Here is a 22,386-nt window from a genome sequence, read left to right as displayed (position 1 = left end):
TCTGCTGCCGGGCAGCTTAATCGCTCCGGCTGTCCCGCGTATCACCCCTTTTCAGTTTCCTTCCCCTACGTGCCGTTCCGGCCTCCCCTGGCCGCCAGGGGCACGCATCAGGTCTGCCCGGCCAGGATGCTGCACAGGAGGAGCATGGATGTATTCCCGACAGGTTGAAGAGTTGCTTGCCCAGCTGATCGTTGCCGCTGAAAAGCTGTCAATGGGGCGTTATGAGGGAGATCAGCAGATCTTTGCCATGACTGATGACGGCCGTTATCCCCCGGTTGTCGCGCGGTTTGCCGAGGCATTCGGCATGATGGCGGTCAAGATCGAGGCCCGTGAATTCCGGCTGGAGCAGATGATTGATGACCTGACCAGGACCCGGGATGAACTGACCGTGACGAACCAGCGGCTGCAGCAGTCGCTGCAGGAATTGCAGCAGGCCCAGATGCAGCTGATTCAACAGGCCAAGATGGAGACCGTGGGGCGGCTGGCGGCCGGGGTGGCCCATGAGGTCAAGAATCCGCTGGCCATCATCCAGCTCGGGACCGACTTTCTGGCCGATCAGCTCAAGGATACCCCGCTCTGGTATGAAACGGTCATGGATATGGCCGATGCGGTGCAGCGGGCCGACCGTGTCATCAAGGGGATGCTGGATTTTTCCCGCTCGGAGCAGCTTGATCTGCAGGAGGCCGATCTGCAGACCGTCATTGATGATTCGCTGCTGCTGGTCCGTCACGAGTTGAACAACGGGCATATTGCGGTGGTGCGTGAGGCTGCAGAGCTCCTGCCGTCGCTGCTGCTGGACAGAAACAAGCTGAAGCAGGTCTTTATCAATCTGTTCATGAATGCGGTGCATGCCATGCCGGATGGCGGTTCGCTGACGGTCGGCGTTGCACTGCACCGGCTCTGCCCTGCAGACCTGGCAGCCTTCGGCAGCGGCCAGACCGCAGCGGCAGCAGGTGAACAGGCGGTCATGGTCAGGATTGCGGATACCGGCAAAGGTATCGCGGAAGAGGTTGTGACAAAACTGTTTGATCCGTTTTTTACCACCAAACCGGTGGGGGTCGGCACCGGGCTCGGCCTGTCGGTAACCAGGAAGATTCTTGAACTGCACCATGCCGCCATCACACTGGGCAACCGGCGTGACCGGCAGGGGGCTGAAGCGCTACTGTTGTTTACACTGCCAAAGGGAGATGCACAGCCATGAAAAAACGTATTCTGCTGGTGGATGATGAGGCCGGGGTAACCAGAATGATGCGACGCAACCTTGAGGCCACAGGACGCTTTGAGGTGCGTGATCTCAATGATCCGACCCAGGCGCTTGAGACCGCCCGGCAGTTCAGGCCGGACCTGGTACTGCTTGACGTGATGATGCCCGAGATGGATGGCGGCTCGGTGGCTGCTGCCTTTGCAGAAGAACCGCAGCTTGCGCGGGTGCCGATCATCTTCCTGACCGCCATTGTCAGCAAGAAAGAGGTGGAGCCTACCGGCAGCCAGATCGGCAGCCATACCTTCCTGGCAAAACCGGTTGCCTTTAACGACCTGCTGGCCTGTATTGACGGGCAGCTCGGTTAAGAGATGGGCAACGGCACCCCGCTCAGCATAGGAACGGCCCACCCCCGCGGCGATGCCGCTGCCAAGGCAGCCGGCACAGAACGGTACGCAGCTGATCTGTACCCGCCAGACTGTCTCTGGGCCGGTGCGGTCCGTTCCAGTCTGGCCTGCGGGCGGATCATCAGCATTGACACCGCAGCTGCAGCAGCGCTGCCCGGTGTGGTCAAGGTACTGACCGCTGTTGATGTTTCCGGCAGCAACCGCCAGGGGATCATCCACAAGGATATGCCGGTGCTGTGCGATGAGATGGTGCGCTACTGCGGCGACCCGCTGGCCCTGGTGCTGGCAGAGACCAAAGAGGCGCTGCAGCGCGGCATGAGCGCGGTACAGCTGCAGCTTGAACCGCTGCCCGGTCTCTTTGATCCGGATGCAGCCCTGGCAGCGGATGCACCCTTGATCCACGAAGACAAGCCCAACAACCTGCTGGCCCAGGCCAGCATCTGCAAAGGCGCTGGTCTGGATGGCTTTGCTGATTGTGACGTGGTGGTGGAAGGCAGCTTCAGCACTCCGGTACAGGCCCACGCCTTTCTGGAGACCGAAAGCGGTGTGGCCCGCCTGGAGGAGGATGGCGGCCTGCTGATGGAGATCTCCAGCCAATCCCCCTTCCGTGACCGCTTTGAGATCAGCCATGCCCTGGGCATCCCCTGGGGCAAGATCCGGATTGTTGCCCCGTCGCTGGGGGGCGGTTTTGGCGGCAAGGATGGCGCCACGGTACAGTGCCTGCTGGGGCTGGCTGCCCAACATGCCGATGGACGCTGGGTGCGGATGCAGTGGGAGCGGGAAGAGAGCTTCAGGGCCGGCTACAAACGCCATGCCTGCAGGATGGCGTACAAGCTGGGCGCCAAGGCGGACGGCACCCTGCAGGCGTTGCATGCCAAGCTCTGGTACGACACCGGCGCCTATGCCCACCTGGGGGCCGAGGTGATGGAACTGGGCATGGAGCATGCCGGTGGCCCGTACCGGATTCCCCACACCCTGATCGAAGGCTGGTGCGTCTACACCAACAACCCGGTGGCCGGTGCCATGCGGGCCTTTGGGGTCTGTCAGGCCACCTTTGGCTTTGAATCCATGATGGACCTGCTGGCTGCCAGGCTGGGCATGGACCCGCTGGAGCTGCGCCTGAAAAACGCCCTGGTGCGGGGGGATGAAAACTGCGCCGGCGTCCGCCTGACCAGCTCCACCGGCATCACAACCTGTCTGCAACAACTGCAGCAGCACCCCTTCTGGCAGGAACGGGAACAATGGAAGGCAGCAGCGCCCAGCTTTAAAAAGCGCGGCATCGGCCTGGCCTCGGTCTTCAATGCTGCCGGGTACGGCGGCGGGGTGCGGGATGCTGCCACTGCCAAGATTGAACTGACCGCAGAAGGAAGCTTCATTGTCCACAACGCGGTGGCTGACATGGGCCAGGGCAACTCCTCGGCCTTCCTGCAGATCGTCGGACATATCCTGTCACAGGATGCCTCCCGGCTCGTGCTGAAACAGCCGGATACCCGCACCGCCTATCCCTCCGGCTCATCCTCGGCTGGTCGCACCACCTACACCTATGGCAAGGCATTGATCACCGCTGCGGAAGAACTGAAGTCCCGTCTGCTCAACTGGGCCGGGATGATCCTGTTTCTGCAGGACAATGACGGCCTGGAGCTGCAGCCGGGCAGGGTGGTCCATCTACCCAGCCAGAAAGAGGTCTCTCTTGTTGCGTTGGCCGGCTACATGCAGCCGGAAGAACGGGTCTGCCTGGGCCAGTACGTGGCCCCCACCTGTAAAGAGGTGCCTGCCACAGCCAAAGGCTTCTTTATCGGTTTTCCCCATGTGATCTTCGGCTATGGCGCCCATCTGGTGCGGCTGGAGGTGGACAGCCTGACCGGCCAGATCACGGTTTGTGATTACCTGGCTGTGACTGACGGCGGCAGGGTGCTGAACCCTGGCATGTTTGACCAGCAGGTGCAGGGTGGGGTAGGGCAAGGGCTGGGCTATGCCTTGATGGAGGAGTTCACGGTGCAGGAAGGTGTGGTGAAGACCCCGGATTTTGCCACCTACCTGATCCCCGGTAGCCTGGATATCCCGGAGATTATCTCCATTGCAGCCCAGGCAGAGCCGGAAGAGACCGGCCCCTTTGGCATGAAAGGGATCGGCGAAGTGGCCATGAACGGCCCCTTACCTGCGGTTGCCAATGCCGTGGCTGATGCCTGCGGTGTGCGGCTCTGTCATGGTCCGCTGACACCGCAGCGGGTGCTGGCGGGGGTGAAGGGATAAGGAGAGAGTTGAGGTTTGTACTGCTATAAACACAACAAACTTATATTGTTATAATCTTGTTTGTGAATGTATAAACCAACTTACAGGTATACAAGCCATATCTAATAATGTGGTTAAGTAGTTAATACTTTGCAATAGTATTGAAGTTGTGTGTTTTTATAAAAGGTTTGAAATGCTGTTAAAGCTAATAAATAGCAAATATAAAATTTTATTATATATAGTTTTAATTTCAAATTTATTATAATAAATGATGTTAAATTGAGGAGGAATAATAATGAAAAAATACAATAATAAATTTGCATTGCTAGCAAATAATGTTCACAAAATTTATTTTTACTATCTGATAATTCTATCTATTCTATTGTGCAGTTGCGCAACATCACCTAAGACAGCTATTAATACTTCAGTCATCACAATTCATACTATTCCTGAAGGTGCTGACATATCATTGCAGGGAGATTATATTGGTAAATCTCCAATAAACGCCCCCAAACCAAGTGAAAAAATTGATCCAGACCCAGGAGGGGCGACTAGATACGTGTACGGGTCCTATCAGCAGTTAGAGATCGAAGCCCAACTTGTTGGTTATGAGACGAAAAAAGTATTTGTAGGAACTTATCACCCGCCTCAAGATAAGATTAGACAACCTGTTTTTAGCTCAAGCGCCGTAGTTAAAACTGTTCCAGGTTACTACACGTTCCCAAATCAAGTTACCATTAAACTGTCACCGCTACAGAAATAGGTGATAGTCAGATTCTATTCGTTAGGAGAAGTTTCAGAGGGGCCTTGCTCATATTCACATTTGAGAGAATGGATGTCCCAACTCTCGTGTGGACTCGATCGCGGCAGAAAACCTGCCGCGCCGGTCACACTCATAGCCGTTAGAGCAACAGATCTCTTCGACTGTGGCACAAAGGTTTCATTATGAAGAACACAGAAGTTAATAATGACGAAATATGCGCTGTCACGGAACCTATGGTGACGGTGGCTGTGTACGGTACACCCTATGAGGCAGGTCTGGCTAAAAGTGAGCTGGAGTCCTATGACATACCGGTGTTTCTGGCTGACGAGTATACGATCGGCATAAACAGTCTGTATGCAAACGCCCTCGGTGGTATCAAGGTGAATGTGCCTGAAAGCTGTGCTGAACAGGCCTGCCGGATATTGCGGCAGGAACTGCTGCCGGAGGAAGAGGCGCTGATGCAGGATTTTGAGTCAGCCACGCCGCCATTCCCCAAGTCTCTGGCCTGGCTCTATCTGCTGCTGGGGGCATCCGGCATTGTTGGTTTTATCATGATGCTGTTGCGCGCGTAACGAATGGAATCAAGAGAGACCTGGTTGATTCGGTATCCGTAACCGTGGTGAGCTTTGTCGTGCCGGACGGTGATGTAACCCCTGAATAGAGGCACATAGGGGGTAAGCGTGCCAAACCCGGAAAGGAAAACAGATGAAAAAACTGACTGTTCCCGTCTATATCCTTGCAGTTATTCTTTTTACCGCACTACCTAATACCCATTGTCTGGCACAAGAGCAGATCTCCGGCGGTTGGGTCTCGGCAGCAGCGACCAAGCCGGAGGTGGTTGCTGCAGCAAAATTTGCCGTTGCTGAACAGGCCAAGCTGATGCAGAAAGAGTTGGAACCGGCAGCAGCAAAGCTGCGCCTGGTCTCTATTCTGCGTGCCGAAGAACAGGTTGTCTCCGGCATGAACTACCACCTTGCGCTGAAGGTAAAACTGAACGGTACGCGCAAAAAGGCAGAGGCAACGGTCTGGTGGCAGGCCTGGAACAAGGAAACGCCGTACACGTTGACCTCATGGAAATGGAAGTAAGAGGACTATAAAAGAGTGTGATGTTCCTTCTGCTGTTTGGGGGGAAGGAATGGGAAGAAAGCGAGGGGAGGCCATGGACCAGTCAGCAACAGCAAGGGAGATCGGCAGTGAACCACCCAGGGTGATGTCACCCATGCGCCTGATCGTAAGCCTGCTGGTGGTGCTGTTTCTGGGCGAGGCGCTGGTGATGTTTATCCTGCCGCTGATTTTCCATACCTCGATCGCCTTTGTCGATAACTTTGCCGACTCCGTGCTGCTGGTGCTGATCAGTGCCCCGTTTATCTGGTTTTGGGTTGCCCGGCCGCTACACAGCTCGGCCAGGGAGGTCGAAAGGCTGAACATGGCCCTGGCCGAGCGGGCCGCTGAACTGCAGCAGCAGAATGTCCAGCTGCAGCAGACCTATGCTGAGCTGCAGGCAGAGACGGCAGCACGCCAGCAGGCCATGGAGGAGCTGCGGGAAAAACAGCAACTGCTGATCCAGCAGAGCCGCATGGCGGCCATGGGTGAAATGCTGGGCAACATCGCCCACCAGTGGCGTCAGCCCCTCAATGTGGTCGGGGTCAAGGTGCAGGAAATCGGCTTTTCCCACCGCCACGGCGAGTTGAGCAAGGAGCTGCTGGATGCCAATATCTCCTCTGCCATGGGGGTCCTGCAGCACCTGTCCCAGACCATTACCGTCTTCCAGAACTACAACGTCCCGGATAAGGAAAAGAGCCTGTTCAGGGTGGAGCAGGTCATTGCCGACACGGTGCAGATTCTGGAAGAGAGCCTGAAAAACAGCAGCATCCGCCTGGAGGTCGCAACTGCCGGTGAACCGCAGATCAACGGTTATCCCAATGAATTCGGTCAGGTGCTGATGAACCTGATTCTGAATGCCAAGGATGCCCTGCAGGAGCGGCAGCCCGGCGACCCCCGGGTTGTTGTGCGATCCTGGTCCGAAGAAGGGCGGGCCAGGGTGAGCATCAGCGACAACGGCGGCGGCATCAACGAGGAGATCATGGCCAAGATTTTTGACCCGTTCTTTACCACCAAGGCGCTCGGCAAAGGGACCGGGGTCGGTCTGTTTCTGGCCAAAACCATTATTGAGAAGAATATGGGTGGCTGCATCAGCGTGCGTAACACCGCCGATGGTGCAGAATTCAGAATCGAGGTCTGATATGGAACATTCCCGCGCCTCAGCCCGCTTCAAGCTGCTTTTTGTGGAGGATGACGCGGTTGTCTGCCACGCCATTGGCCGCATGCTTGCCAGGGAGTTTTCCGGGGCCCAGGTCTACACCGCCGACAACGGCCAGCGCGGCCTTGAGCTGTTCCGGGAGCATGCGCCGGAGATCGTCCTTACGGACATCAACATGCCGGTCATGAACGGCATCGAGATGGCCGAGCGGATCAGGGAGCTGCAGCCCGGCACCAGTTTCATCGTGCTCACCGGCCACAGTGATAAAAGCTATCTGGACCGGTTCAGCGCCATCGGCTTTTACGACTACATCATCAAACCGGCTGATCTGGACAGGCTGTTTGATACGATTGAACGGTGCCATGCCGATACTCTGCATGAACAGGAACAAGCCTGAATCAGGCCTGAGCAGCATCTGACGCCAGGCGGGCTGAGACCGCCAACAGGTTTGGCGATGCAGGACAAAAGTTGGTTGCATGGTGTTGCTAACATGCCGTAACCAAAGGCTTTTGTCTTGGCATGAAACGTGTTGCAGCATGTATTGAGCAGAGCCGGGCTGGTAAGCCACACGGAAGAGGAGGAATGTTCAGATGAAAAAGGGATACCGTGCTGTCGGTCTGATGGTCCTGCTGTTTTCCGTGCTGCTGTTCCAGGCAGACGCCGGGGCCGGCACCGTTGCCATCAACAACAAGTTTGCAAGCGCCGTCAGGGTCGGTATCCATGCCGGCAGCTCGGAGAGCCAGGTAACGGTCTACCCCGGAGATTCGCGCACCTATACCACCTTCATCAACAAGAGCATCGACAAGATCTCGGTGGTGAATACCGCCGGCGGGGCAAATCCGTTGCTGGGCAGCTATACCGTTGCCACGCCGTCAGCCACCACCAATTACGCGGTAACCGTGGATAGCAGCGGCGCTGTGGCCGTCACCATTGCGCTCCTGCCGTAAGATGCTGGGGCACCGCTTATTCCTGCGGGCTGACAGAGGGCTACCTGTATGAATCTGAAGATGCTTCTTGGATGGTGTCTGCTTGGCGCGGCGTTGCTGACCGGCTGCAGCAGCAATGACCCTGCTGTGCGGTACGTTGGCCTTGATTACAGTTTCAATCCTCCGCTCGGCTATGCCCTGTTTACACCCGCTTCCGGCTTTTCCAGCCGGGGGGTGGAAACCGCGCTGCAGTCGGACGGCAAGGTGATTGTGATGGGCTCGACCGTCAACGGCACGGACGATGACCTGTTGCTGATCCGCTACACCAAAGACGGCCTGCTTGATACCAGCTTCGGCACCAACGGCTATGTCCGTTACGGCGATTACGACCGAGACCGCGGCCTGGGACTGGCCATCCTGCCGGTTGATGACTCGATCATCGTGACCGGCTACTCGACCATAGGCGGCAGCCGGGAGCTGCTGGTGGTCAAGTTTTCCGCCAACGGCACCTTTGTGAAAGACCTGCTCTATTCTGATCTGGGGACCGATATCGGCTTCGGCATCGCCTTGACCCCGGACCAGAAGATCGTGATTATCGGAGAAAGCTCGTCATCCCAGGCCCAGAAACAGGATCTGCTGCTGTTGCGGCTGGATTTTGACCTGCAGTTTGATCCGGGCTTTGCCCAGTTCGGCGCCTTTCACTACAACGGCCCGGCAAGCGGCAACGAAAAAGGGTTTGCGGTGGTGGTCCAGCCTGACGGCAAGCTGGTCGCCAGCGGTGCTTCCGTTACCAGTGGCAGCAAGGAGGATATGCTGGTGATCCGGGTCAACCAGGACGGCAGCCTGGACAGCAGTTTTGCAACCAATGGCAGCTTTGTCTGGAGCAGTCCCGGCGATTATGCCGATTATGCCAATAACCTTGCCCTGCAGCCGGACGGCAAGGTCATCGTGACCGGCGCGGCTGCCAGCGCAACCGGTTTTCAGATCGTCACCATGCGGCTGCTCTCCTCGGGACAGCTTGACAGCGGATTCGGCCAGGACGGTCTGGTTTCCTACACCGGACTGACCGGCAGCGATGCCTATCCCTATGGCCTGCTGGTGCAGCAGGGGGGCAGGATCATTGTTGCCGGCAGCAGCATGAACAGCGCAGGCAACAAGGATGCCGTGCTGCTGCGCTACACCACGGACGGCCAGCTTGATCCTCTCTTTGGCGGGGAGGGGCTGTTGATCTTTGAAGGGCCCGGCGGCGGCACCGATGTGGCCAACGGCCTGGCATTGCAGCTTGATCAGGCGGTGCTGGTGACCGGCTATACCAGCAATGGGCAGTATGATTCGGTTCTGACCTGGCGCCTGAAATGATGTCCGCTCTATGAGCCGGGGGAGGATAGCGATGAACAGGGAGCAGGCCTGTGCTGAGGTTACCGCCATTCTGCATGAGCTGCTGCCCGGCAGTGGCCCGGCATATCAGGCGCAGCAACATCTGCAGCGTGATCTTGGCATTGACTCAATCCGGTTTGTGCAGCTGGTGCTTGCCTTGGAAGACCGCTTGGCAATCGCAATCGATGATGCAGACCTTTTCAGGCTGCGGTCTGTGGGAGACTGTGTTGATCTCGTTATGGAGCGGCTGCCGCACGTGGGTGACGAGAGGGGCGTATGATGAAGATCGGGGCAGGCATTCTGGGGGCCGGTGCCTATCTGCCGGACAATGTTCTGAGCAATCAGGAACTGGCAGAGCGTTTCGGGGTCACAACCGATTGGATCTATGAGCGGACCGGCATTCATAACCGCCGGATTGTTGCTCCCGGACAGGCCTGCTCTGATCTGGCCGTTGTTGCGGCCCGTCAGGCACTTGCAGCCTCAGGAACCACACCGGATGAGATCGGTATGGTGATCATGGCCACCTCCACCGCTGATTACCGGATGCCTGCCACGGCAGCCATTGTTCAGGGGGCGCTGGGTATACCAGCGGCAGCCTGTTTTGATCTGTCTGCTGCCTGCTCGGGGTTTGTCTACGGGCTGGTGGTTGCGTGCCATGCCGTCTCCTGCGGGTTCTGCCCCAAGGTGCTGCTGATCGGTGCCGAGGTGCTGTCGCAGGTTGCCAGTCCTGTGGACTGCGACAGCGCGATCCTGTTCGGTGACGGTGCCGGTGCCGTGGTGCTCGGTGCTGTGCCTGACGGCTACGGGCTGCTGGCCACTGATGCGGGAAGCATCGGTTCTGAACATGGGGCGATTGTCATTCCGGCAGGCGGCAGCCGGCTTCCGGCTTCCCCTGAGGCCCTGGCCGAACAGTTGCAGTATGTGCGGATGGATGGACAGCAGGTCTTTATGTTTGCCATGCGGGTCCTGGGCAATTCGGCCATGCGGGTCATACAGAAGGCAGGACTGTCATTGGAGGATATTGATCTGTTCATCCCCCATCAGGCCAATCGCCGGATTATTGAGGCTGCAGCCGGGCGTCTGGACCTGCCGATGGATAAAATCGTGATAGATCTTGAGCAGTGCGGCAATACCTCGGCCGCCTCAATCCCGATCGCTCTGCATAACGTCCTGCATGCGGGACGGATCAGGCATGGCGACCGGCTGGTACTGACCGGATTCGGTGGTGGTGTCAGTTGGGGATCGGCTCTCGTGCGTTGGCACTCCGTTGAGGAGTGAATTTCAAGGGCGGAAGGAGATGGATGATGAGCACCATGGAAAAGCTGCAACAACTGGTTGTCAAGGTCAGCAAGGGGCGGCTGTCGGAGGCGGTGTTGACACCGGAGGCCCGGCTGAATGAAGACCTGGGGCTGGATTCCCTGGCGCAGTCTGAGCTGATCGTGCTGGTGGAGGATACGTTCGCCATCACGGTCGGGCTTGAGGAGGCTGCAAAGGTGACCACGATTGGCGGTATACTGGCCTTTATCGAGGGGACCGTCGTCTCCTGATGGCAGAAAAGGACGTCATGCCTGAAACTGGCTACACCATACAACCCGTAACCGCTTCCAATGCAGCAGAGGTGGCCACGGTCTTCAGATCGGTCTATGGCGACGGCTTTCCGGTGCCGTATGTCTACCATGCCGATCTGATCATGGCAGAGATCAGGGCCGGGCGGCTTGCCGCCTCACTTGCGTTTGACAGCAAAGGGAACGCAATCGGCTATGTCTCGTTCTTCAAATGCGCCCCCAACCCGAACCTCTGGGAAGGGGGAAACCTGGTGGTTGTGCCCGGTGGCGGCAAGGATGAACTGGGCTGGGGACTGATGCAGCATTACCTGCAGCCGGGAAATCTGCCCGGTCTGCAGTCTGACGGCATCATTGGAGAAGCGGTCTGTCATCACTATTTTACCCAGGTGGGAGCGGTCAAGCTGGGGTTTCAGGAGTGCGGCCTGGCGCTTGACCTGCTTGATGGCGCCAGTTTCTCCGAGCATCGCCCAGAAACGGAACGGGTGGCCTGTGTGGTGCAGTTGTATGAACTGTCTGATCCGCAAGGTCCCTGTTACCTGCCTGAACAGTACCGTGCCTTTTTGCACGGGATCTATGAACGGCTGCGTCCCCGTATTTTGCTGCCCGGTACTTCGCCACTGCCCCGGCATGAGGAGACGGTCGCCACTGATCACTGGTTTGAAGAGGCCGGAACCTGGCGTTTTTCCGTCAGTGTAATCGGAGAAGACTGGGGAATGTTTCTGGACCGGATGCTGGTCAAAAGCCGGGAGCGGAAAGCGGTCTGTCTTCAGCTGATTGTTTCAACGGCGCTGCCCTGCATCAGCGAGGCTGTAGCTCAGCTGCGGCAACGGGGGTTCTTTATCGGGGGGCTGTACCCCCGCTGGTTTGGCAATGACGGTGTGATGCTGCAACAGCTGTTCGGCAAAGAGCCGGATTATGACGGTATCAAGCTCTACACTGGCGTTGCCAGAAAGATGCTGCATGACATCCGCTCGGATCGTGAAGAGCTACAAAGGAAAGGAGAACAGGAATGACGAGATTTGAGAAGGTACAGGGACTGATCCAGAAGGCAGGCAAGGGCAAGGTGGCTGTGGAGAAGATTGTGCCTGCTGCTGATCTGCGCAGCGACCTCGGCCTGGATTCACTGGCAATGATGGAACTGTTGGTGCTGACCGAGGAGGCCTTTGGTCTCACGATCAGCAAAGAGGATGCCGTGGCGACCAAGACGGTAGGTGAGATGATCGCCTACATTGACAGCCATGTTACAGCATAATCAGACCATCCGCTTTACCCTGAACGGGCAGGCAACGGTGCTTGAGGCCGTTGCCGAGCGCCGGGTGATTGATCTGCTGCGTGAAGATCTGGGGCTGACCGGCAGCAAGGAAGGCTGCGGCACCGGTGAATGCGGGGCCTGCACCATCCTGGTGGATGGTCTGCCGAAACTGGCCTGCCTGATGTTGGCGGCCCAGCTTGAGGGTCGGCAGGTGGAGACCGTTGAGGCGCTGCAGCAGACTGAAACGGGCCGCACCCTGATGGCCGCCTTTGCTGAGGAAGGGGCGGTGCAGTGCGGTTACTGCATTCCCGGTATGGAGATGGCCTCGCTGGCGCTGCTGCGGCAGGATGAACCGCTGACCCGGGAGCGGATCAAGGAAGGGCTGTCCGGCAACCTCTGCCGCTGCACCGGCTATGTCAAGATCGTGGATGCGGTGGAGAAAACGGCAAGGGTGAAGGGTGAAGGGTGAAGGGTGAAGGGTGAAGGGTGAAATGGAAAAGAGGGATATACCGGAACGGACGTTTGAGTTTGCCAGAAAGATTGTTAAGCTCTGCCAGGTGCTTGATCAAGTGCCGGGTGTGAGTAGAACACTGTCAAACCAGTTACTGCGTTCTGGGACATCGATTGGTGCTAATGTTGAGGAAGGGCAGGGAAGCCAGAGCCGTGCGGACTTTATTGCAAAGTACTCCATTGCCTGCAAAGAGGCTCGTGAAACACACTATTGGCTGCGTCTTCTGGCTGCCACAGAGATTTTGCCTCAGTCGCAGCTCTCAGAACTGCTTGAAGAAGCGCATCAGCTTGTTTCAATACTCACCGCAATAGTCAAAAAGTGTCGGGCAAACAACGAAAGGAAAGTGTGAGGTACAAGAGTTTTTCTTTCACTCTTCACCCTTCACTCTTCACATTTTAATGGTACTTTTTCCTACGACAATAGACGATCTGTTCGAGCAGACGCAGCGTTATAGCAATGCCCAGTTCATGGCCGGTGGTACGGATCTGCTGGTATCCCTCCGGCACGCGCCGCAGCATGAACGGACAATCATCGGTCTGGAACGGGTTGATGAGTTGCACCGGATTGAAGAACAGCCGGACAACGGCGTCAGCATCGGCGCTGCTGTCACATTCAGTTCCATCACGGGCAACCGTCTGTTAAAGGCGCGCTATCCGCTGCTGACCCAGGCTGCCGCAACGGTTGGCGGACCGGCCATCCGCACCATGGCCAGCATCGGAGGCAATATCGTGACCGCCTCACCGGCTGCTGATTCCCTGCCTGCCCTGTATCTGCTGGATGCCCGGCTGGAACTGCGCTCCGCAACAGGTAACCGGACCGTGGCGATTGATGAGTTTATTCTTGGACCGCGCCGGACCATGCTGCAGCCGGGGGAGATCATCAGCCGGATTATCCTGCCCCCTGCAGTTGCGTGGAACCTGCAGCTCTTTGAAAAGGTCGGCCGCCGCAAGTCCCTGGCCATTGCCGTGGCGTCACTGGCGGCAATGCTGCGGTTGGCTGATGACGGCACCGCGCTTGAGGCCCGCTTTGCCTGGGGCAGTGTCGGCCCAACCGTGCTGCGCTGTCCGGCTGCCGAGGCTGTGCTGACTGGACAGCCGTTACAGGAGGCGGTGCTGCACGAGGCGGCGGCCCTGGTTCGCGAGGCGGTCAGCCCGATTGACGATATCCGGGCCTCTGCCGATTATCGTCGCAGCGTGGCAGGCAATCTGCTGCTCAGGCTGGTCAACTGATGCCGAATCCGCTCCTGACCCGTCCCTTCCTGCTGCTCTGCAGCCAGTTCCTGGCGGTTTCAACCATTGTCGCACTCTTCTTTCCGCTGCAGGAATACCTGACCTTGCTGGGGATGCCTGCTGCCTCAGCCGGCTTTATTCTGGGGGCTGACGCCCTGGCAGCCCTGATTGTGCAACCGTTCATTACCCCGCTGATTACGGCCCGCACTGCCCGGCGCTGGCTACTGGCCGGGGCCCTGATCCTTGCCCTGGCGCTGGTCATGGAGGGGGGCAGCAGCGGTGAGTTTGCCTTTACAGCAGCCCGTCTGTTGCAAGGGACCGGCTTTATCTGCGTGGTGGCGGCGATCATGCCGCTGTTTGTGCTCTGCATCCCCCGCGAGATGAGTGGTCGCGCCTTTGGCTGGATCTCGCTGGTGCGGCTGGTGCCCTACGCCGTGGTGCCGCTTTTGTTTGATCTGTTTAAGGTCGCCCCTGCAGCCCTGGGTGGAGTGATCCGCTGGTCGGCCCTGCTGGCCCTGCTGGCCGGGGCGCTGCTCTGGCTGCTGCCCCGTTTTCCCCAGGAGCAGGAACCGGCCAGCGGGACATCCTTTGCCGGCATCAGAAACAGCCTGGCCGACCGGAGCCTGTTGCTGCTGTTTGCCGCCACGGTGCTGCTGTACGCCGGGTATGCTGCCACCTTCTTCTATCTAAAGGGGTTTGGCCGGGCAGCCGGGCTGGCCAACAGCGGCCTGTTTTTCACGCTTGCCACGGTGATGATGATGCTGGTCCGCCTGTTTGGCGGCAGCCTGTTTGACCGCTTTGACAAACGCCGCATGACCATGATTTTTCTGCTGCTGTCTGCAACAGGCACCGGTCTGATCCTGTCAGCGTCCAACGCTGCCATCCTGCTGGCACTGGCGGTGCTGTGCGGTATCGGCTGGGGCGTGGTGATGCCGCTCTTGAATGCGCTGATCTTTGATGTCTCGCAGCCGGAAACACGGGGGCTCAATCAGAATCTGGGGCTGCTGATGCTGCAGTGCGGCTTTTTTCTGGGGCCGCTGTCAGGTGGCTGGCTGCTGCCCCGGGGCGGCTACCCGGCCCTCTTCGGCGCTGCAGCCGGTGTGCAGCTGCTGGCTGCCGTGCTGGTGCTGCTGGTGAGGAACAGGGATGTCTGAGGCCTTGCTGATACTGCAGGAGGTTGCAGCAGGCGGCTGCGGTGCAGTGGCCCTGATCGTCGAACGGAGCGGCTCTGCCCCCCGCGGGGTGGGGGCCATGCTGTTGCTCCGCCCGGACGGCAGCTGTCTGGGGACGGTGGGTGGCGGCAGCCTGGAACAGCAGGTTCTGGAGGCATTGCAGCAGCTGCAGCAGGATGGTCAGGCCTGTGTCCGATCTTTTCAGCTGCTGCCGGAGCAGGATGGTATGCCCTGTGGCGGCAGCCTGACCCTGCTGCTGGCACGGCTCGCTCCAGCTGCGATCCCTGTCTTTGCAACAGCAGCAGCCGGCCTGGAGGCAGGCAGGGGCTGTACCTTGCAGGCCGCTCTGACTGAGAGCGGTCAGGCCTGCTGGTCTGTTGAGTCGCCATTGCTTACTGCCGTGCCGTGTTACCGCATCCCTCTGCAGGCTGCCCCGGGGCTGTTGATCTGCGGGGCAGGACATATCGCTCAGGCATTGGCGCCGATGGCGCTGATGGCGGGGTTCAAGGTCACGGTACTTGATGACCGGGCTGAGCTGCTTGCTGCAGACCGGTTTCCTGTTGCTGTAGAAACCGTTCTGGTCGAAGGTTTTCAGGGCTGTCTGGAGTGTCAACAGATTACATTGGCCACCTCTGTGCTGATCGCCACCTATGGCCACCGGCATGACCGGGTTGTGCTGGAACAGGCCCTGGCAAGCGCTGCCGGCTATATCGGCATGGTGGGCAGCCGCCGCAAACGGGAAGAGCTGTTTGGTCAGCTGCGTGCCGCCGGAGTGGCTGATGATGCCTTGTCCCGGGTGCATTGCCCGGTGGGGCTGCCGATCAGGGCCGAAACCCCGGCGGAGATTGCGGTCAGTATCCTGGCCGAACTGATCGCCGTTCGCAGGGGCAGGCAATGAACCTGAAAACCGGATTTAGCCACAGAGTTCACAGAGAACACAGAGGGAGTACAGCTGAAACCAGATCCAATTCATTTGCCTGTACAGTTTCAGGACTCAAGTCATGTCTGTTTGCTTTTACTCTGAGAACTCTGTGTCCTCTGTGGCAACTACTTTGTATTGCATGAAAAGCGCTGCCATTATACTTGCCGCCGGTTTTTCCAGCCGGATGGGCAGTGACAAGGCGCTGCTTGAGCTGGGAGGACGGACAACGCTTGAGCAGATTGTCAGCAGCTATCAGGCCGCCGGGATAGGGCAGGTTGTCGTGGTGACCGGGCAGAATCATGCCGCCCTGGTCCAGTTGTGTCTGCCGGTTGAGCTGGTGCAGAATCCTGACCCGACGGCAGGGATGTTTTCATCAATCCAGACCGGGGTTGCAGCGCTTGGACCTGCAACGGACGCCTTTTTCGTGCAGCCGGTGGATATCCCTTTGGTCAGCCCGGCAACATTGACCGGCCTGCTCGCCGCACTGCAGCAGCATCCCGCTGCTGACGGGGTGATTCCCCTCTTTAACGGTAAACGGGGCCATCCACCGTTGCTGCGGATGACACTGCGGCAGGAACTGCTGCATGCTGATGCTGCCGGAGGGTTGCGCAGCCTGTATTGCGGCTGGCGGATGCTGGAGCTGCCGTCTGAAGATCAGGCCGTGCTACTGGATATGGATACGCCTGAACAGTATGCCCGGCTTAAAGGTCGTATTACCGGTTGAATCACTACCAAGCATACCGAGAGGTACTGAAACATGGAATCTACAATCAGATTTGAAGGAGGTGTCGGTGTGATCAGCCTGACCGGACGGCTGGATTCCGGGGCAGCACCGCTTTTTGATCTCTGGTTTGTTGGGCAGGATAAACCGGAGTGCCGCTTTTACCTGCTGGAAATGAGTGCTATGACCTATATCACCAGTGCCGGATTGCGAAGTATTCTGAAGATCTGCAAGGTGCTTGAGGCGCGTGGCGGCAGGCTTGCGGCCTGCGCCATGACAGGGCCGGTCAGAGACCTGTTCAAGATAGCCGGTTTTAACCAGTTTGTGGCGCTGTATGATGGCCTTGATGAGGGGCTGGCTGCGCTTTCCGCCTGATCTGAGACGGTTGTCAGTGCCAGCGGTAGATCGCCGCCCCGAAGGTCCAACCCGCCCCCACACCGGCAAAGGCGACCAGGTCATCCTTTTTCAGTTTGCCGGCACGGTTGACCTCATCCAGCAGCAGCGGGATCGAGACCCCGGAGGTGTTGGCGTAGCGCTCCATGTTGTGGCAGACCTTCTCAAACGGGATGCCCAGCTGTTCCGCCATCTTTTTCAGGATCTTGATGGAGGGCTGGTGGGGGATGACCCAGGTGAGATCCTCTTCGCTCAGGCCGCAACGCAGCAGGACCGAGACAATCGAGCCGGGCAGCACCGAGGAGGCGGCTTCGTACACGGCATGGCCGTCCATGGTAAAGGCGCTGTCTCCCTCAAAGACCGTTGCGCCGTCGGTAAACTCGGTGTTTGAGAAGATCCTGGCCTCAAACAGACTGTTTTCGTAGTTGCTTTCGGTCAGCACGACCGCTGCCGCGCCATCGCCGAAGAAAATGCAGTCCCGGCGCGACCAGTCAGTGATGCTGGACATCCGGTCACAGCAGATGATCAACGCATTCTTGTGTACCCCGGAACGGATCAGATTGCCGGCAATGGTCAGGCCGTACATGAACCCGGAACAGGCGGCTGAGATATCAAGGGCCGGGGCCAGGTTGGTCATCCCCAGCCGGTGTTTGACCAGGCAGGCCGTGGATGGGGCCTTGCGATCCGGGGTAATGGTGGCCAGCAGGATCAGGCTGATCTCTTCCCTGTCGATCCCGGCGTTCTCCAAGGCCGCAAGGGCGGCCCGGGTCGCCAGATCCGTGGTGCTTTCGTTGTCAGCGATATGGCGTTGCCGGATACCAAGGTTCTCAATGATCCAGTCATTCTTGACCTGCACACCCATGTTGCTGATATCCTGATTGGTAACGATCCTTGCCGGTACTGCGGAACCGGTTCCGGCGATCCTGACATTCTTGAGCGAGTAGTCCATCGAGCTCCCCACAGGTATTGAAGTGGTAATGCCGGCCGAGACGCCATGCAACTGACAGCATACAGCAGCAGTGCCAAAATGCAATGCTGCTCCGGGAGATGGTCATGAACAGAGAGATACCGCTGATCGGTGTGGCAGGGGCAGGCAGTATGGGGGCCGGCATTGCGCAACTGGCTGCAATGGCAGGTTTCAGGGTCCGGCTGTATGCCCGGCATGCGGCTACCCTTGCTGATGCCGCGGGGAGGATCGAGACCAGCCTTGCCAAGCTGCATGAAAAGGGGCTGATCAGCGAGGAACCAGCCGTGATCCGTGCCAGAATCAGCAATTGCCATGAGCCTGCCGCTCTGTCTGACTGTGATCTGGTGATCGAGGCGATTGCCGAGCAGATGGCAGCCAAGTGTGAGCTGCTTGCGGAACTTGGAGCTGCGTTGGGCAAAGAGGCCATCCTGGCCAGCAGCACCAGCAGCCTTTCCATCACCGCCCTGGGAGCCGCCTCAGGCATCCCGCAACGGTTCATCGGTATGCATTTCATGAATCCGGTGCCGTTGATGGAGCTGGTTGAGCTGATTGCCGGAGCAGAGACCTCGCCCCGGACCATCGACGTTGCCCGGCAGATGGTGACTGCCCTGGGCAAGCAGTCGGTCTGCAGCAGGGATCAGCCCGGCTTTATCATCACCCGGCTGCTTTGTGTCCTGATCAACGAGGCGTTCGGGATGCTGCAGGCCGGCATTGCCGCTGCCGAGGATATTGATACGGCCATGCAACTGGGGGCCCACCATCCGATGGGGCCGCTGGCCCTGGCCGATATGATCGGGCTTGATGTGATCCTGGCTGCGACGGAGACCCTGGCAGACGGTATCGACAACCATAAATATGCCGCCTCCCCGCTGCTGCGGGACTATGTTGCCAGGGGGCGGCTGGGGAGAAAGAGCGGCCAGGGGGTCTACGACTACCGGCCGTGACCGCAGGCCCGTGCCCAGTCCGCCCGTACCATCGCCATAATCGCCTTTCCCCGCTCAGAAAACAGCTTGATGCTGTCAAAGCCCGCTGTTCCGAACAGTTTCAGCATCAACAGACCGTCGTCGCCGAACCAGCAGGGTAAAAAGCCACCCAGAAAAAATCCGGCCGTGCGCAGGGTCGCAACGGAATATGCCGCTTCCGGGACGCCGAGCGGCACAAAACATTCCAGCAGCGCATACCCCCGGGAACGAAGGTCGTCTTCCAGTGCCCCAAGGCGTCCGGCAAGATCCTGTCCCGGTCTGATGATGCTGCAGCGGCAGACGCCGGACGAGCTGAAGGACTCGGTCTGCAGCTCTGAGTCTGCGGGCAGGGGCAATGACCCGCTGCTGCCGAGCAGCTCACGTTCAAGCGTGATCCCTTCCATCATGAACCTGATCTCAGCGGCATAGCAGTCCGGTGTGCAGAGCGGCCGCCGTTGATCTGCACCGATTCTGAAGTACATCAGACAGCTGACCCTGCCATCGGAAGCCTGTTCTTTGGCATAGGTGTCGGCCGGCATCAGGTCGACTTCAAGGGCCGTTTCGACGAGTTTTGCCGGTTCCGCCATCTTCTGCGTGATGGTGTGATTGCAGACCGCCTCGCCGAAAATTGCCGTGACGCTGTTGTTTTCAACCAGGGAGAACAACAGCGTGAAGCAGCGTTCAAAGGCCCCGCAGGCGCGATAGGCCGGATGGGTCAGCCCCAGGCCAGCTTCATACATGTCGGGATTGGGGGCGGAACTGCGGTGCAGCGAGAAATGACAGATCACCTCTCCGCTGCTGGTGCGGGCAACCACACTTTTGATCCGGCCGGCCCGGTTTTCTTCAGTCAACTGTTCAGGGATGTAGAAGGTATCGATCGGGTAGCCGTTTCCATACACGGCGTAGATCAGGCGGGCCACGCCATAACCGTCCTCAGGCTGATAAAAGCGTACCGTGAACGGTTCTCCCTCAGCCCAGGGCCGGGTATCCCCTTCCAGCTGCCTGATCGCCGCCGCCCTGGTCGTCATTGCCGCTGCAGCGGGGGCGGCCTGTTTGACAGACGGCTTCTCCATAGCTTTAAACGGCTGCAATGTGCGGCATGGAGCCGCTGACGCCGTAGGCCCTGGCCAGCGGGTTCTGGTCGGTGCGTGAGTGAACCAGCCGCGACAGGGCCTCACAGAACAGCCGCATCTCATCACGGGTGGAGATGCTGACCCGGATCCAGCCGGGAAAGCGGAAGGCGGTCATGGTGCGGATCATGACCCCCTGCTGCATCAGCGAGCGGTAGGCCAGGGTGTCGCTGAACGGCAGCTTGATCATGGCAAAGTTGCAGTCACCGGCCAGCAACGGCAGTTGCAGGGTGCTGCACAGCTCTGCCAGCATCTGCTGACCTTCCCGCACCATGCTGCGGGTCGCACGGATAAACTCCTGATCGCCAAAGGCAGCCAGGGCGGCCACCTGGGCAATGCTGTTGACCGAATAGACAATGCAGGTCTTGCGAATACAGTCCACCACCTGCTCCACCCCGGCCAGGTAGCCGATCCGTAAGCCTGCCAGACCATACATCTTCGAGAAGGTGCGGAATATGATCAGGTTGGGAAAACGGGACAGGAGCGAGATGCCGTCAGGGTAGTCAGGCTGGTCCATGAATTCGCAATAGGCTTCGTCCAGTACCACCAGATGATCGGGGCCCAGCCGCTCCAGAAAATTGATCAGCCGGTCCCGGCTCCACCAGCTGCCGGTGGGGTTGTTGGGGTTACAGATGAAGACCAGCTTGGTACGGCGATCCACCTGCGCAAGCAGCGCCTCTTCATCAAAGCCGAAGTCGTTTAGCGGCGCCAGCCTGGCTTCCAGGCCGGAAAAACGGGCAATCCACTCATAGACGGCAAAGGTACGGTCGGCGGTGACAATGTTGTCGCCCTGTTCGCAAAAGGCCTTGATCACGAAGGCGATCACCTCGTTGGCGCCATTGCCGAAGAGCAGCTGCTTGGGGGTAAGCCCCAGGTGGGCGGCCAGCTTTTCACGCAGGTGAAAACAGTCGCCGCTGGGATAGCGGGGCACCAGGGCCGGGTCAAGGCTGCGCAGCAATGCGGCCACCGCAGGGGGCGGCCCCAGTGGATTTTCATTGTTGTTGAGGCGGATCAGGCGTGAACAGCCGAACATCCGTTTCAGCTCGTCATCCGGCGGTGAGGGGATGTAGGTCTCAAACTGCCGCACATACTGCGGCATCAGCGCATCCAGGTTCATCGGCTGCCCCTGATCCGGTGCAGCTGTATCAGGTCGCCGCTGCCGCCCCAGGGGACCAGAATCCGGGGCAGGAACCCGTGGCTCAGCAGATGGGGGGCAAGCAGGGCGTCAAACGGGTGCCCGGTGTCCAGGGTGCAGTAGATGGCGGAAAACTGTTCCTGCTCAAGCAGCTGCAGGTGTTCCTGCAGTACGTCCGCTGCATCGCGACCCACCAGAAGTGGCGTCAGCAGGGCCATGCCGTTTGAACGGTCGATGCGGGTGGCGAACAGGGTCAGTCCGTTGCCGGTTTCACCGTCATCATGGCAGACACGGACATTGCGTGTCAGGACCATGCCGGCGCAGCATTCCTGATAGAACGGCAGCAGCTCCTGCGGAACCCAGGCGTCGGCGCCAAACTCCTCGGCCAGCATCCGGTAGCCGGTCCAGACCGTGCCGCCGGGTGTCTCAAGCTGTCCGGCAGCCTCAAAGCCGGCTGTGGAGGGCGGTTGCTGGGGGGCGTAGAGCACCAGGCCGAGCCGGTCGCTGCGGCCAAACTGTTCGGTAACCTTTTCGCAGAGTGCTGTTGCCAGGGTGCCGTCCGTGGCAGGGCTGCGCAGGTAGGGGCCGAAGCATTCCACCACCTTGCCGCCACCGGCACGCCAGATCAGGCCGCCGGCCAGTTCTCCCTGCTGGTCCTGTGCCAGGATGACGCCGTACTCTGTGCTGGCCAGTTTGTCCAGCAGCCGTCCCGGCGGGGTGAAGGTCTCGGGAAACTGGAGGGCGGCATAGGCGTCGCCGATCAGTGCTGAAAGCTGCTTGACCGCATCCGGTGTTGGAACGGCGGCAATCTGCCAGGTTGCCGCTGCTTCGTGTGCGGTTGCCGGCGCAGCGGGATGGGGCGGGTAGCTCCGCTCCTTGCGCAGCATGATCTTCCAGCTGCCTGACGCCAGTTGCTGGATACTGAACTGGTCACAGGCCCGTGATGCCAGGTACAGCCCCATGCCGGCCAGCCCTTCCTCGGAATCATGGTCCGGCCGGGCCGTGATGTTGAAGATGCGCAGATCAGCCGGCGGCCGGGGGATCTGAAACAGCAGATCAACCGCGTAGCGCCGGTCAAGAAAGCCGACAATCAGCTCAGCGCCGGGCATGCTGCTGCAGAGCGCAAGGAACAGCTCTTCAGCGCTGAGTGCCAGCATGGCGGTCTCATGGCTGCCCAACCCGGCCCCCTGTGCCGCAGTTTCAGCAAAGGCAACCGCCATCGGCATCCGTGCCGGTTCAAGCTCCAGTCTCAGTTCCATCG

Annotated in this window: 27 protein-coding genes; 23 read left to right on the top strand and 4 right to left on the bottom strand. The window is 59.1% G+C overall.

The features are described 5' to 3' along the window. Positions 1-148: 148 nt before the first annotated feature. The 22 genes from FY034_RS10960 (at position 149) to FY034_RS10855 (ending at position 16,913) form a co-directional block, all read left to right on the top strand. Complete coding sequence (locus FY034_RS10960) at positions 149-1,201, top strand: sensor histidine kinase (protein WP_265550461.1); 1,053 nt, start codon at positions 149-151, stop codon at positions 1,199-1,201. Continuing rightward, a complete protein-coding gene (locus FY034_RS10955; RefSeq protein ID WP_265550459.1) occupies positions 1,198-1,569 on the top strand; it encodes a response regulator in 372 nt (123 codons plus the stop codon). Before FY034_RS10960 ends, FY034_RS10955 begins: the two co-directional genes overlap by 4 nt. 3 nt (positions 1,570-1,572) lie before the next feature. Continuing rightward, positions 1,573-3,861 carry a xanthine dehydrogenase family protein molybdopterin-binding subunit gene (locus FY034_RS10950; RefSeq protein ID WP_265550457.1) on the top strand — a complete coding sequence of 763 codons (2,289 nt, stop codon included), beginning with the start codon at positions 1,573-1,575 and terminating at the stop codon, positions 3,859-3,861. A 274-nt stretch (positions 3,862-4,135) separates the two neighbouring features. After that, positions 4,136-4,603 carry a PEGA domain-containing protein gene (locus FY034_RS10945; RefSeq protein ID WP_265550456.1) on the top strand — a complete coding sequence of 156 codons (468 nt, stop codon included), beginning with the start codon at positions 4,136-4,138 and terminating at the stop codon, positions 4,601-4,603. Between the two features lie 182 nt (positions 4,604-4,785). Further along, positions 4,786-5,175: a putative signal transducing protein gene (locus FY034_RS10940; protein WP_265550454.1), complete on the top strand. Its 390-nt coding sequence runs from the start codon at positions 4,786-4,788 to the stop codon at positions 5,173-5,175. Between the two features lie 133 nt (positions 5,176-5,308). Further along, the gene (locus FY034_RS10935) at positions 5,309-5,689 is read left to right on the top strand and encodes a cystatin domain-containing protein (protein WP_265550452.1); all 381 of its coding nucleotides are present in this window, start codon (positions 5,309-5,311) and stop codon (positions 5,687-5,689) included. Between the two features lie 49 nt (positions 5,690-5,738). Continuing rightward, a complete protein-coding gene (locus FY034_RS10930; protein WP_265550450.1) occupies positions 5,739-6,845 on the top strand; it encodes a sensor histidine kinase in 1,107 nt (368 codons plus the stop codon). Position 6,846: 1 nt separating this feature from the next. Next, the gene (locus FY034_RS10925; RefSeq protein ID WP_265550449.1) at positions 6,847-7,260 is read left to right on the top strand and encodes a response regulator; all 414 of its coding nucleotides are present in this window, start codon (positions 6,847-6,849) and stop codon (positions 7,258-7,260) included. Between the two features lie 193 nt (positions 7,261-7,453). After that, positions 7,454-7,810 carry a hypothetical protein gene (locus FY034_RS10920; protein WP_265550446.1) on the top strand — a complete coding sequence of 119 codons (357 nt, stop codon included), beginning with the start codon at positions 7,454-7,456 and terminating at the stop codon, positions 7,808-7,810. 48 nt (positions 7,811-7,858) lie between these two features. Next, positions 7,859-9,148, top strand: coding sequence for a delta-60 repeat domain-containing protein (locus FY034_RS10915; RefSeq protein ID WP_265550444.1), 1,290 nt, complete (start codon positions 7,859-7,861; stop codon positions 9,146-9,148). Positions 9,149-9,179: 31 nt separating this feature from the next. Beyond that, positions 9,180-9,446, top strand: a complete 267-nt coding sequence (locus tag FY034_RS10910; RefSeq protein ID WP_265550442.1) for an acyl carrier protein — start codon at positions 9,180-9,182, stop codon at positions 9,444-9,446. Beyond that, complete coding sequence (locus FY034_RS10905) at positions 9,443-10,444, top strand: beta-ketoacyl-ACP synthase III (protein ID WP_265550439.1); 1,002 nt, start codon at positions 9,443-9,445, stop codon at positions 10,442-10,444. The genes FY034_RS10910 and FY034_RS10905 overlap by 4 nt, the downstream gene beginning before the upstream one ends. Before the next feature lie 26 nt (positions 10,445-10,470). Next, on the top strand, positions 10,471-10,713 hold the full coding sequence (locus FY034_RS10900; protein ID WP_265550438.1) for an acyl carrier protein: 243 nt from the start codon (positions 10,471-10,473) through the stop codon (positions 10,711-10,713). Continuing rightward, entirely contained in the window at positions 10,713-11,744 is a 1,032-nt protein-coding gene (locus FY034_RS10895; RefSeq protein WP_265550435.1) for a hypothetical protein, read from the top strand. The genes FY034_RS10900 and FY034_RS10895 overlap by 1 nt, the downstream gene beginning before the upstream one ends. Then, positions 11,741-11,983 carry an acyl carrier protein gene (locus FY034_RS10890; protein WP_012470464.1) on the top strand — a complete coding sequence of 81 codons (243 nt, stop codon included), beginning with the start codon at positions 11,741-11,743 and terminating at the stop codon, positions 11,981-11,983. The genes FY034_RS10895 and FY034_RS10890 overlap by 4 nt, the downstream gene beginning before the upstream one ends. Continuing rightward, positions 11,970-12,452 carry a (2Fe-2S)-binding protein gene (locus FY034_RS10885; protein ID WP_265550429.1) on the top strand — a complete coding sequence of 161 codons (483 nt, stop codon included), beginning with the start codon at positions 11,970-11,972 and terminating at the stop codon, positions 12,450-12,452. The genes FY034_RS10890 and FY034_RS10885 overlap by 14 nt, the downstream gene beginning before the upstream one ends. A gap of 22 nt (positions 12,453-12,474) precedes the next feature. Continuing rightward, positions 12,475-12,843 carry a four helix bundle protein gene (locus FY034_RS10880; protein ID WP_265550426.1) on the top strand — a complete coding sequence of 123 codons (369 nt, stop codon included), beginning with the start codon at positions 12,475-12,477 and terminating at the stop codon, positions 12,841-12,843. Positions 12,844-12,892: 49 nt separating this feature from the next. Then, a complete protein-coding gene (locus tag FY034_RS10875; RefSeq protein ID WP_265550424.1) occupies positions 12,893-13,723 on the top strand; it encodes an FAD binding domain-containing protein in 831 nt (276 codons plus the stop codon). Further along, positions 13,723-14,877 carry an MFS transporter gene (locus tag FY034_RS10870; RefSeq protein WP_265550422.1) on the top strand — a complete coding sequence of 385 codons (1,155 nt, stop codon included), beginning with the start codon at positions 13,723-13,725 and terminating at the stop codon, positions 14,875-14,877. Before FY034_RS10875 ends, FY034_RS10870 begins: the two co-directional genes overlap by 1 nt. Beyond that, complete coding sequence (locus FY034_RS10865) at positions 14,870-15,793, top strand: XdhC family protein (protein ID WP_265550419.1); 924 nt, start codon at positions 14,870-14,872, stop codon at positions 15,791-15,793. The genes FY034_RS10870 and FY034_RS10865 overlap by 8 nt, the downstream gene beginning before the upstream one ends. Positions 15,794-15,956: 163 nt before the next feature. Then, positions 15,957-16,541 (top strand): nucleotidyltransferase family protein, encoded by a 585-nt coding sequence (locus FY034_RS10860; protein ID WP_265550417.1) that lies wholly within the window; start codon positions 15,957-15,959, stop codon positions 16,539-16,541. A gap of 33 nt (positions 16,542-16,574) precedes the next feature. After that, on the top strand, positions 16,575-16,913 hold the full coding sequence (locus FY034_RS10855) for an STAS domain-containing protein (RefSeq protein WP_265550415.1): 339 nt from the start codon (positions 16,575-16,577) through the stop codon (positions 16,911-16,913). 13 nt (positions 16,914-16,926) lie between these two features. On the opposite strand, the gene FY034_RS10850 is transcribed toward FY034_RS10855, so the two are convergent. Continuing rightward, positions 16,927-17,880 carry a 3-oxoacyl-ACP synthase III family protein gene (locus FY034_RS10850; RefSeq protein ID WP_265550414.1) on the bottom strand — a complete coding sequence of 318 codons (954 nt, stop codon included), beginning with the start codon at positions 17,878-17,880 and terminating at the stop codon, positions 16,927-16,929. A gap of 104 nt (positions 17,881-17,984) precedes the next feature. Between FY034_RS10850 and FY034_RS10845 the strand changes: the two genes are divergently transcribed. After that, the gene (locus tag FY034_RS10845) at positions 17,985-18,842 is read left to right on the top strand and encodes a 3-hydroxyacyl-CoA dehydrogenase family protein (RefSeq protein WP_265550413.1); all 858 of its coding nucleotides are present in this window, start codon (positions 17,985-17,987) and stop codon (positions 18,840-18,842) included. Here the strand turns inward: FY034_RS10845 and FY034_RS10840 are convergent. From FY034_RS10840 to FY034_RS10830, 3 genes are read right to left on the bottom strand one after another with little or no spacing between them, the layout of a single operon-like run. Beyond that, entirely contained in the window at positions 18,830-19,933 is a 1,104-nt protein-coding gene (locus tag FY034_RS10840) for a hypothetical protein (RefSeq protein ID WP_265550412.1), read from the bottom strand. The genes FY034_RS10845 and FY034_RS10840 overlap by 13 nt on opposite strands. A 4-nt stretch (positions 19,934-19,937) precedes the next feature. Further along, the gene (gene hisC, locus FY034_RS10835; protein ID WP_265550410.1) at positions 19,938-21,107 is read right to left on the bottom strand and encodes a histidinol-phosphate transaminase; all 1,170 of its coding nucleotides are present in this window, start codon (positions 21,105-21,107) and stop codon (positions 19,938-19,940) included. Further along, positions 21,104-22,384, bottom strand: a complete 1,281-nt coding sequence (locus FY034_RS10830) for a hypothetical protein (protein ID WP_265550408.1) — start codon at positions 22,382-22,384, stop codon at positions 21,104-21,106. The genes hisC and FY034_RS10830 overlap by 4 nt, the downstream gene beginning before the upstream one ends. Positions 22,385-22,386 lie beyond the last annotated feature (2 nt).

Origin of the sequence: Trichlorobacter lovleyi, from assembly GCF_015239775.1 — a bacterium.
GTDB classification, from domain to species: Bacteria; Desulfobacterota; Desulfuromonadia; order Geobacterales; family Pseudopelobacteraceae; genus Trichlorobacter; species Trichlorobacter lovleyi_B.
The sequence above is the reverse complement of the archived record's forward strand: the minus strand, read 5'-3'. Positions and strand labels throughout refer to the sequence as shown.

Excerpts from the sequence above, each read along its gene's own strand:
- FY034_RS10870 (WP_265550422.1), top strand. The coding sequence starts at position 13,723 with ATGCCGAATCCGCTCCTGACCCGTCCCTTCCTGCTGCTCTGCAGCCAG.
- FY034_RS10830 (WP_265550408.1), bottom strand. The coding sequence starts at position 22,384 with ATGGAACTGAGACTGGAGCTTGAACCGGCACGGATGCCGATGGCGGTT.
- FY034_RS10890 (WP_012470464.1), top strand. The coding sequence starts at position 11,741 with ATGACGAGATTTGAGAAGGTACAGGGACTGATCCAGAAGGCAGGCAAG.
- FY034_RS10855 (WP_265550415.1), top strand. The coding sequence starts at position 16,575 with ATGGAATCTACAATCAGATTTGAAGGAGGTGTCGGTGTGATCAGCCTG.
- FY034_RS10885 (WP_265550429.1), top strand. The coding sequence starts at position 11,970 with ATGTTACAGCATAATCAGACCATCCGCTTTACCCTGAACGGGCAGGCA.
- FY034_RS10845 (WP_265550413.1), top strand. The coding sequence starts at position 17,985 with ATGAACAGAGAGATACCGCTGATCGGTGTGGCAGGGGCAGGCAGTATG.
- FY034_RS10930 (WP_265550450.1), top strand. The coding sequence starts at position 5,739 with ATGGGAAGAAAGCGAGGGGAGGCCATGGACCAGTCAGCAACAGCAAGG.
- FY034_RS10905 (WP_265550439.1), top strand. The coding sequence starts at position 9,443 with ATGATGAAGATCGGGGCAGGCATTCTGGGGGCCGGTGCCTATCTGCCG.
- FY034_RS10960 (WP_265550461.1), top strand. The coding sequence starts at position 149 with ATGTATTCCCGACAGGTTGAAGAGTTGCTTGCCCAGCTGATCGTTGCC.
- FY034_RS10955 (WP_265550459.1), top strand. The coding sequence starts at position 1,198 with ATGAAAAAACGTATTCTGCTGGTGGATGATGAGGCCGGGGTAACCAGA.
- FY034_RS10910 (WP_265550442.1), top strand. The coding sequence starts at position 9,180 with ATGAACAGGGAGCAGGCCTGTGCTGAGGTTACCGCCATTCTGCATGAG.
- FY034_RS10865 (WP_265550419.1), top strand. The coding sequence starts at position 14,870 with ATGTCTGAGGCCTTGCTGATACTGCAGGAGGTTGCAGCAGGCGGCTGC.
- FY034_RS10945 (WP_265550456.1), top strand. The coding sequence starts at position 4,136 with ATGAAAAAATACAATAATAAATTTGCATTGCTAGCAAATAATGTTCAC.
- FY034_RS10875 (WP_265550424.1), top strand. The coding sequence starts at position 12,893 with ATGGTACTTTTTCCTACGACAATAGACGATCTGTTCGAGCAGACGCAG.
- hisC (WP_265550410.1), bottom strand. The coding sequence starts at position 21,107 with ATGAACCTGGATGCGCTGATGCCGCAGTATGTGCGGCAGTTTGAGACC.
- FY034_RS10915 (WP_265550444.1), top strand. The coding sequence starts at position 7,859 with ATGAATCTGAAGATGCTTCTTGGATGGTGTCTGCTTGGCGCGGCGTTG.
- FY034_RS10850 (WP_265550414.1), bottom strand. The coding sequence starts at position 17,880 with ATGGACTACTCGCTCAAGAATGTCAGGATCGCCGGAACCGGTTCCGCA.
- FY034_RS10895 (WP_265550435.1), top strand. The coding sequence starts at position 10,713 with ATGGCAGAAAAGGACGTCATGCCTGAAACTGGCTACACCATACAACCC.
- FY034_RS10860 (WP_265550417.1), top strand. The coding sequence starts at position 15,957 with ATGAAAAGCGCTGCCATTATACTTGCCGCCGGTTTTTCCAGCCGGATG.
- FY034_RS10935 (WP_265550452.1), top strand. The coding sequence starts at position 5,309 with ATGAAAAAACTGACTGTTCCCGTCTATATCCTTGCAGTTATTCTTTTT.
- FY034_RS10925 (WP_265550449.1), top strand. The coding sequence starts at position 6,847 with ATGGAACATTCCCGCGCCTCAGCCCGCTTCAAGCTGCTTTTTGTGGAG.
- FY034_RS10950 (WP_265550457.1), top strand. The coding sequence starts at position 1,573 with ATGGGCAACGGCACCCCGCTCAGCATAGGAACGGCCCACCCCCGCGGC.
- FY034_RS10840 (WP_265550412.1), bottom strand. The coding sequence starts at position 19,933 with ATGGAGAAGCCGTCTGTCAAACAGGCCGCCCCCGCTGCAGCGGCAATG.
- FY034_RS10900 (WP_265550438.1), top strand. The coding sequence starts at position 10,471 with ATGAGCACCATGGAAAAGCTGCAACAACTGGTTGTCAAGGTCAGCAAG.
- FY034_RS10920 (WP_265550446.1), top strand. The coding sequence starts at position 7,454 with ATGAAAAAGGGATACCGTGCTGTCGGTCTGATGGTCCTGCTGTTTTCC.
- FY034_RS10940 (WP_265550454.1), top strand. The coding sequence starts at position 4,786 with ATGAAGAACACAGAAGTTAATAATGACGAAATATGCGCTGTCACGGAA.
- FY034_RS10880 (WP_265550426.1), top strand. The coding sequence starts at position 12,475 with ATGGAAAAGAGGGATATACCGGAACGGACGTTTGAGTTTGCCAGAAAG.